The sequence below is a fragment of the Methylobacterium sp. WL120 genome, assembly GCF_008039465.1.
Lineage (GTDB): Bacteria > Pseudomonadota > Alphaproteobacteria > Rhizobiales > Beijerinckiaceae > Methylobacterium > Methylobacterium cerastii.
On sequence record NZ_VRUT01000221.1, the window covers coordinates 1 to 6083 of the forward strand.

4 protein-coding genes and 1 pseudogene are annotated in these 6083 nt (G+C 59.0%); 2 read left to right on the forward strand and 3 right to left on the reverse strand.

Going from position 1 to position 6083, the window contains the following annotated elements:
• Positions 1–385: 385 nt before the first annotated feature.
• Positions 386–1852: a PLP-dependent aminotransferase family protein gene (locus FV229_RS24590; RefSeq protein WP_147754461.1), complete on the forward strand. Its 1467-nt coding sequence runs from the start codon at positions 386–388 to the stop codon at positions 1850–1852.
• 537 nt (positions 1853–2389) lie between these two features.
• Here the strand turns inward: FV229_RS24590 and FV229_RS24595 are convergent.
• The 3 genes from FV229_RS24595 to FV229_RS24605 all read right to left on the reverse strand — a co-directional run bounded on the left by FV229_RS24595 (position 2390) and on the right by FV229_RS24605 (position 4733).
• Positions 2390–2962, reverse strand: a complete 573-nt coding sequence (locus tag FV229_RS24595; RefSeq protein ID WP_147754462.1) for a hypothetical protein — start codon at positions 2960–2962, stop codon at positions 2390–2392.
• Between the two features lie 425 nt (positions 2963–3387).
• Positions 3388–3651, reverse strand: a complete 264-nt coding sequence (locus tag FV229_RS24600; RefSeq protein WP_147754463.1) for a hypothetical protein — start codon at positions 3649–3651, stop codon at positions 3388–3390.
• A gap of 503 nt (positions 3652–4154) precedes the next feature.
• Positions 4155–4733, reverse strand: a complete 579-nt coding sequence (locus FV229_RS24605) for a PAS domain-containing protein (RefSeq protein ID WP_147754464.1) — start codon at positions 4731–4733, stop codon at positions 4155–4157.
• A 1210-nt stretch (positions 4734–5943) separates the two neighbouring features.
• On the opposite strand from FV229_RS24605, the pseudogene FV229_RS24610 reads away from it, so the two are divergent.
• Positions 5944–6083, forward strand: a pseudogene (locus FV229_RS24610) (IS3 family transposase); the annotation flags it as partial.

Here is a 6083-nt window from a genome sequence, read left to right on the forward strand (position 1 = left end):
TGCCCCGCACGCCGAGCAGCTCGCCGTCACGCACCTCGAACAGCATCGAGCAGGTGTCCGGGCAGTCGTGCGGGCAGCCGCCGAAGAAGGTTTCGGTCAGGCTCTCGGCCTCGGCGACGATCAGGGAGTCCGGCTTGACGATCTCGTTCATGGTTCCTCCACGGCCGGGCGTCCGGTCTTCTTGGCGTTCCGGATGGCGAACCCGACCCGTTCTTGGGGTGCACTAAAGCGCAAACAATTCCAAATTTTGGTCAGGTGGAAGGGCCAAATCAGGCATAGTCCATGGTACCAAGTGTTTTATCGCGCCGGGGTGGCCCCATCGTGATCGGTGGGCGATGGCACCGATTGTTCGGCCTTGATGGGCCATCGCCGATGAAGGTGCCGGGTGGAACTAACGATCACGCTGGATGCGACCTCCGCCAAGCCGTTGCAGGCCCAGGTGTTCGATCAGGTCCGGGCGATCATCCTGGAAGGAAAGCTCAAGGCCGGGATGGGGCTGCCGCCGAGCCGCCTGCTGGCGGAGCGCTCAAGGATCTCTCGCAACACCGTGAACGCCGCCTATGAGCGTCTTGCAGCCGAGGGCTACGTCAAGGCGCGCGGCACGGCGGGCCTGTTCGTAGAACCCATCCCGCCGGACAGCCTTCTGTTGATTCAGCGTGGCGGTCAGCCCCTGGCCAACGGACCGGTCCCGGACGCGGTCAGCGAGCCCCTGCTCTGCTTTGCCGGCTCGCCGGGTGGCGGTGGCGACCGACCGGAACTCGATTTTTGGGTCGGTCGCTCCGACCCCGCCGGGTTCCCTCTTCGGATCTGGCGGCGAACCGTGAACCGGCTCCTGTCGCAGGAGACCGCTTTCCTCACAGACTACTGCGACCCGGCCGGTCTCCCCGAACTGCGTTCGGCCATCAGCACGCACCTGCGGCGCGCCAGAGCTGTCGCGGTCACCGAGGATCAGGTCGTCGTAACCACGGGCGGGCAGGACGCCCTCAACCTGGTTTTCAACCTGCTGAGATCCCACACCCGGCAGCTCTGTATCGAGAACCCTTGCTACCTTGGAGCCTCCCTGATTTTCAGGAGCGCCGGCATGGCCATCCATCCTGTCCCGGTCGACGGCGACGGCCTGCGAACGGATCTTCTGCCCAAGGACCGGGGCAGCCTGCTCTACGTCACGCCCTCGCACCAGTTCCCGACCGGCGCGATGATGCCGCTGACCCGACGGCTGGACCTGCTGCGCTGGGCCGAGGAGACCGACAGCTACATCGTCGAGGACGACTACGACAGCGACTTCCGGTACGACGGCCCACCGCTGACCGCCCTGGCCGGCCTCGATGGAGGACGACGCGTCTTCTACGTCGGCACCTTCTCCAAGTCGGTCGGGGCAGGCCTGCGCATCGGCTACGCGACGGTCCCACGCATGTTTTGGGACGATGCGCGGATGCTAAAGGCCCGGATGAGTAACGGCCAAGCCTGGCTTGAGCAGGCCGCGCTGGCCGCCTTCATCGACGAGGGACACTTCGACCGGCACCTGCGCCGGCTGCGTCAACTCTACAAGTCGCGACGCGACTGCCTCGTCCGGGCGCTGCGGAAGACGTTCGACGAGCCCGTCGTCTTGGGTTCGGAGAGCGGCTTGCATTTGGTCTGGCAATTGCCGGACGGTTTCCCCCCAGCCAGGAAGATCCAGATCACGGCACGCGAGCGAGGCATCGGCGTCTACGCCCTGTCCAGCGGCGCCGCTTACGACTTTGACCCCGCTGCACGAGATGACATGCTGGTGTTCGGCTACTCCTCGCTGACCGAGCCGCAGATCGAAAGCGCAGTGCGTGAGCTAAAATCGGTATCGAAGGATGTAGGCTGAGGCTAAAACTTGCGCAGCTTACGTCCGCCGTTGGATGCTAGCGACAATGCTCCGTGCGACCGGCTTGGATCGCAAGCGCAACGTCCGATTTAGGGCGAGGAGTTGGGGCCCGGGCAAGGTTCATTGATACTAGTCGGGGATCCAGACATGCGCTGTTTTAAATTGCGGGCAGGAGCACGATGGTCGCTCCGGCTGCCAATTGCAGACGCCTACGCCAGAGGATTGGGGTTTTCAGAGACCCTGGCGTAGGCGTCGTCGGCAAGAGCCGACGAGATCGATTTCGCACAATTCAATTTTGGATGCACTACGGAAAAGCACTCAGCAGCGCGCATTTCAAATGAATTGGCGTCACACAGAAGAAGCCAGAATTTTCATCGGCCACTTTCGGATGCCTGATGCGAGTCTGAAAGTGACATGTTTGAGGCGGATTTTGAACGTCCGCTTCTTGAAGCGAGGTCAAGGTCCGCTTCCCTGAGTTAGCCCCGAGCTTGCTTCTACCCGAAGATCCGGGATCACGCGATTCGGTCGGGAGCCACCTTACTGAATAATGGTGCGTCGTTCACCGGACGGGACTGTCGCGGATTTGCTAGCCGTCCACCGCACGGGATTGTAGTAGATTGGGTAGGACGCCTGGGGATTGGTGCCCCCTTCGCTGCGGTAATGCCCCTTGTAGGCGGCTGCCTTTAGTCGCCCATTCGCATGGATCATGAACAGCAGGCATCCTTGACCGGTCTTGCCCTGGGTCAGCGCCTTCGCCGTCGGCGTCGCGCAGGTCGTGAAGGTTCCGCCGCTCAACGTCGACACGGGCGCATGCGCCTGATCTCTGTCGTCGATGGCGACGAATGCACCGATGCTCTGGGCTGACAGATCCGCGTCGCTGAGATTTTTGTATTCGTAACGCACATAGATCGGCCGTGCGTTCTTCAGGTTGACCGGAATCTCAAACCCTTTCAGATCGTTCGCAGAGCCTTCTTCAATGGCGGTGATCCGCAATTCGATCGGCACTTCCGGGCCTTTCGGAACGAGATGGGGAACCGTCGCAGTCTCTCCGATCTGTAACTCGGATCCAGCCTTTTGATACGATTCTGCATAGGACGGAAGCGGGCTCATAGCGATCAACGTCGTAGCGAGCAACGAGAGTCTACGCATCGGCAATTACCTTTCGTTCATCAAGACAGTTAACGCTGCAGATCCAAACGTCCTGTCACACTTCCTACAGCTGATTTTTGAGCTCAATCTCGATCAGCCTGGACAAAACCTGCAGTTGAAATGCAGCAGGTTTGCGACGTCCCCGCTCTGAACCGCTGAATCGTCTAAGGGTCCTGCCAGCCGGGTCGAGCGCCGCGTAGGTCGTATTCAGCACCGATCTGACCTACGCGACCGTGTTCACGGACCCGCCCGCGATCCTGCGCCTGATTCGTAAGGCAGCATCCGACCCTGTGCAGAAGCCGGGAATGCCTGCTTGCAGGGAGGCTCAGCGAGGCAGTGACCTACTTCCCGAAACAGGTGGGAAGCGGAAGCCCTTCCTTCGCTACTTAATCAACCGAGCGGGGCAGGGTCGGAACGAGCTCTGTCGACACCGACAAACGGAAGTCGATCCGAAAGAGCGAAAGCCCCCTGTCGCTGAGGACGTCCATCTGCCAAGCCTCGCCGTTCTCCAGCCGTGAGGCCTCATCCCTCAACACCTCCGCGGCATAGCGGATGGCTTCAATCCGAGCCGCACGGATGTCCGGAAGGACCGTCCCTTCCGTGTCCCACGAGTCCTGACCATCGTGGATGTTGAAGTAGTAGCGCTGCATCCCGTTCTCCGCGCGCGTAGGCGGGAGCGAAGGACGCTCTCAGCCACCGGCGCCCGAGGGACGATGGCCGGCAATCTTAATCTACGTGGGCGCGAGACGATTGGTTTCAGCAGCTCGTCTGATGGATGGCACCCAAAGTTGGTCTGCTTTCGACCGATCTTGTTGAAAAAATCGCAGGAGGCTCTTCAGGCGATACCCAATGCGAGCCCCCGAGGAATTTTTATCCCTCATGGCGGATCATTGGCCTTAGCTCGCCTTGCTCTTGGCAAGACGTCAGCAGGAACTTCTACGTCTGCAACGGCCCGCAGTGCTCATTCGGCCCGGTCCCGAAATCTTCCACGAAATCGACCCTTTGCAGATTCTCTAAACATCCACTCTCAGACCTTAAAGAAGTTGCGTTGGACGACAAGATGGGACGATTTTAGTCAACAAGCGCTCGAAATCAAATAAAGTACCTAATTATTAATAACACAAATCTACAAAAACACTGATTAAGTCTGCGTCTATGCCTTAATAGTTTGAGCTATTGCGCGCCCAAGGCTCATTAACATCAAATTGGCAGCTTGGTGTAATTCAGGTGGGGCATCAACAGGAAGAGATTGCTTGAGTGCGATACCAAGATCCGCGGCATGCTCGAGGGTTTTTCCCGACTTCGGTGGATTGCCGAGGATATAGCGTTCACCGCCGTCACGCATCTCAGTGATATCGATGAGGATGCCATGCGATCGTGCTGGTTGGCCCGCTGCATCGTGGTAAGTCCGCCCGCGACTAAGGAGCCACCGGACTGTTCCATCGTTTTTGAACACTCTGTATTCGGATAGCACCAAGCCACCCACCTGGACAGCTTGAAGCATGTGCTCCATCAGCCACGTCATATCCTCGGGATGGATCGCCTTCAAAGCGATGGGGCCGCAGATCTCACAATCGGCAAGCTCCGGATCGCCTGTGAGAAGTAGTGCTGCGCCTTCGTCGTAGGTGACTACGCCCCGGACATGATCCCACATCCAAGTACCGACGACACATGATGCATCAAGGGCGGCACGCAGGTGCTCAAGATCAGTGTGTTGGCTGATAGCACTCATGCCCACGGGCGAAACCTCCAGCCTCTCCCTCCCGAGGGACGGAATATTTTCGAAAATTAACATATGCAGTTGCAGGCTTCGAACGCAACCCCGCCCCGTGCTGAAGATAGCAGGTGGCGCTCGCTGCTTGCCATTCCTGCGAGATCGCGAGATTGCGTAAAGAGATGTGAGGAAGATGGCGAACAACACAAAGGACTTGACCCGTATCGCCGACGCTCTTGGAGTGCCGCTGTCTGATTTCTACGAAAGTCAGCCTTTTTGCGAATTAGACAGCACTCTTAATGTCTTAGAAACGGCAGTTTTTCTTAAACAAATACACGCCTATTTCGGCCGGTCAAATCTTGAAGACCGCAGAAATTTTGTCATGGAGCTACAATTAATGATTTCTAAATATTAATGTAATTAGTTGCTTAATTTCTACACGATAGTGGCGACGCGAGCTACCCACCATGCGGGGAAGTTGGACAAACCTCCATAAAGAATGTGAGGCCTCCTTTCATAACAAGCTGAACAGCTTAGCTTTTGGGTGAGCTGCGAGCATCGTGGGTGTTGGGCTGGTGTCTGACGCTCACCCAGGAACCCCGACGTGGACGCCCACCGCCCGCGCCGAGCTTACGCGCGAGAGCCTGCCCCGCGGTTATCCGTTGTCCCTCTTCGCGATTTCGCGCAACCAGCACTCAGCCGACATGGTGGCTCCTAACGCTGTGGCGAAGGCGTAGGGAGACTGGGTCACTGACGTGGTGGACAACGCGGTAATGGTCCAGCGAAAGGAGCCCGGCTGTTGGTCGTTTGGGAACACTGAGATCACATGGTCGCGTTTTGTAGCATATGTCATAACCGGACCATGCCACGTGGGTGCGCGCCAACTAAGGCCAGATTAACCCCGGCCGCTCCGCGCAGGTGTCGGTCCATGCTCTTCATCGGCAAGGGGCTGCCTCAGACATCGTATCAAGCGCTGCGCGGTTCCAGACAACAGCTTCGCCGAACCGGCGAGGGCGAAGCCGCTCTCCACCCTCCACGAGGCTCCTGAAGGCGTCGGGATCAAGGTCGCTAGCCGCACGTAGGCTCGCGAGCTTCTCCCTCCACGTCCTGCTGCACATGACCGAAGAGCCGGAGCCCATCGCCTCCGAGTTGCTCGCCTTCGCTTGGTCAGCCCCCATTGAAGTGGTCCGCCCTTTGGTATGGCTTTTGAGCCTGGAGGACGGACGAGATGGCAAAACACCCGAAGCCCGAGGAGATCGTCGCGAAGCTCCGTCAGGCGGACGTGCTGATCTCACAGGGCCAGAGCGTGGCCGATGCAATCCGCGCGCTCGGTGTGAGTTCGGTGACGTACTACCGGTGGCGGCGTGA